The sequence below is a fragment of the Sphingobacterium sp. HSC-15S19 genome (assembly GCF_050433745.1).
In the GTDB taxonomy this organism is placed as follows: domain Bacteria; phylum Bacteroidota; class Bacteroidia; order Sphingobacteriales; family Sphingobacteriaceae; genus Sphingobacterium; species Sphingobacterium siyangense.
This window is the reverse complement of the sequence record NZ_JBNPWQ010000090.1, coordinates 1-2,331: the sequence shown is the minus strand read 5'-3', so window position 1 is coordinate 2,331 and position 2,331 is coordinate 1. Positions and strand designations below refer to the sequence as shown.

Sequence of the window (2,331 nt, the reverse complement as noted above, 5' to 3'; positions counted from 1 at the left end):
AGGCTATGACAACAATATGGATATGTAAAGTCCATTATCAGATCTCTTCTCAAAATTCATTTATAGCCAATTATTAATACGACTACACATAATTGCTTTCCATAACGTTAGTGTTGCATATTACAATATATCAACATAAATAGTAAAAGTTATGGAAATTCAAAATCTTATTGAACGTACTAACCAACTTTTAAAAGAGGCCAGATATTCAGGCAGTCGTATCTACACCTATAATTGGTTGTGGAAGAAAGGCATCCTTGTTTATATGCACTCAAGAGGCTTGGTTGACTACGACGAAAACGTCGGCAACGAATATATGCTGACGTGCCGTGATGGTTTCAACGTTACATTCCATCATCGCGACCTTATTAAAAGTATTGAAGTGTTGACCCATGTTTTGTTGGATAGCAATCTGGGAGGGAGAAGACAGCATGTGGTACAACATCCCTTACGGGGTGACATCGGCGCCGCCGCTATTCAGTATCTTGAATACTTGAAATCCCTGGGCTTAAATGAGAAGAAGACACTTCAGCGTTACAGAAAAACAATGAGCAACTTTATAGAATATCTACTCGAACTGGGAATAGACAATCGTTCGGGAATAACCGAAGAAGCTATAGTGAGGTATGTTGAGAGTCGCGAATATCAACAGAAGGAGTATATTGATACTACGCGCCGCTTTCTATTATTTCTCTTCCGCGAAAATATAATTGCAAAGGACTATTCCTATATGCTAAAATCACTTGGTAAAAAAATCAAGCGTGTAAAGGCCCCTTCGTTCTATGCTCCAGATGAAGTACAGAAGATAGAGACATCGATTTCCCGTTCAAGCAATATTGGAAAACGCAACTATGCTATGCTATTATTATGCTCCCGTCTAGGGCTGCGCGTCTCGGATATAGCCAATTTGAGTTTTAGCGACATAAATTGGGAAACCAATAAAATAACGCTTGTGCAATATAAGACCGGAAATCCATTGACACTTCCACTTTTACCTATAGTTGGTAATGCCATTATCGACTATGTTCGGTATGCACGCCCAAAATCCATGTCAGACAAAGTGTTTTTAAGTTGTCGTCCTCCATATGGGGCACTTAATGGAGGAGCGGTTCATGGAGCCATCTTAATTGTTTTTAAGTCTTCTGGAATCGAATTCGGGAACAGGCATCATGGAGGGCATGCATTGAGATTCAGTCTGGCGCAAAGAATGCTGGACAAATCCACGCCAATCTCAATTATATCGGAAACACTGGGTCACTCCGAAGCAGATACAACAAGAACCTATGTCCGGATAGACCTGTCACATATGCTGGGATGCGTACTAGATGTTCCGGAATCCAGCGATTGCTTTTATACGCAGAGAGGAGGGTGGTTCTATGACTGATCCATTTGACTATCGGGGAGTATTGGCTCCTTATATGAAAGCCCTGATCCGGATCAAAGAATCCTGTGGGTCCACCGTGCTATCAACCAAATGGACTTACAAAGAGTTTGACGAGTTCACCATAATATATGGTTTATCAAATCCAGTTATCACGAAAGATCTGATAGGTGCCTGGGCAAAGTCCAGGGAAAATGATTGTAGTAGAACATTCTATGGAAAATGCTCCCGTCTGGCCCAACTGGCGAAATACATGAATGAGCACGGGGTTAAATCATATATCATGCCTTTGCCAAAATGTACGAACGATCGTGGTTTTGTACCCTATATCTTCACTGAAGAGCAGATGCTGGCCATATTCCGGGAATCTGACGGGCTTCAGCGAGGAAGCCATCGAAAAGATGATCCAATTATATCCCTACCCTGTCTTTTTCGACTTTTATATAGTACAGGCCTAAGAATCACAGAAGCAACCTCGCTGCGAAACAAGGATGTGGATCCCGACAGGAATGTATTAAGGGTTGGCACTTGGGGCAATACTAAAAATGGAGAAGAACGCCTGGTTCCCATATGCAGCTCTTTAAAGGAGGCCCTTCTGAAATATTTACATTACAGGAGCATGCTCCCCGTAAAAGGCGTTACTGATAGCGAACGTCCATTCTTCATTAAATTGAATGGTACAGCCGTGTCTTCCGCCAACGCATACAACTGGTTCAAAAAGGTATATACGAAATGTGGAATTGCATATAAAGGTGAATGCTTTGGTCCTCGGGTGCATGATATAAGACACACCATGGCAACGCATTCTCTTGCAAAAATGATAAGAAAAGGGCTTGATGTGTATACTGCCCTTCCATTACTGGCTGCTTGTCTGGGACACAAGTCTCTTACATCCACCGAAGAATATGTGAGACTCACCTGCAACGAATATCCCGAACTATTGGAAATGT

Annotated in this window: 2 protein-coding genes; both read left to right on the top strand. The window is 41.9% G+C overall.

The window, feature by feature from the left end; genetic code table 11:
• Positions 1-265: 265 nt before the first annotated feature.
• The gene (locus L1283_RS28400; protein WP_286732651.1) at positions 266-1,384 is read left to right on the top strand and encodes a tyrosine-type recombinase/integrase; all 1,119 of its coding nucleotides are present in this window, start codon (positions 266-268) and stop codon (positions 1,382-1,384) included.
• A gap of 250 nt (positions 1,385-1,634) precedes the next feature.
• Positions 1,635-2,331: tyrosine-type recombinase/integrase (locus L1283_RS28395; RefSeq protein WP_429626810.1), on the top strand; the 697-nt coding region annotated here is incomplete at its 3' end.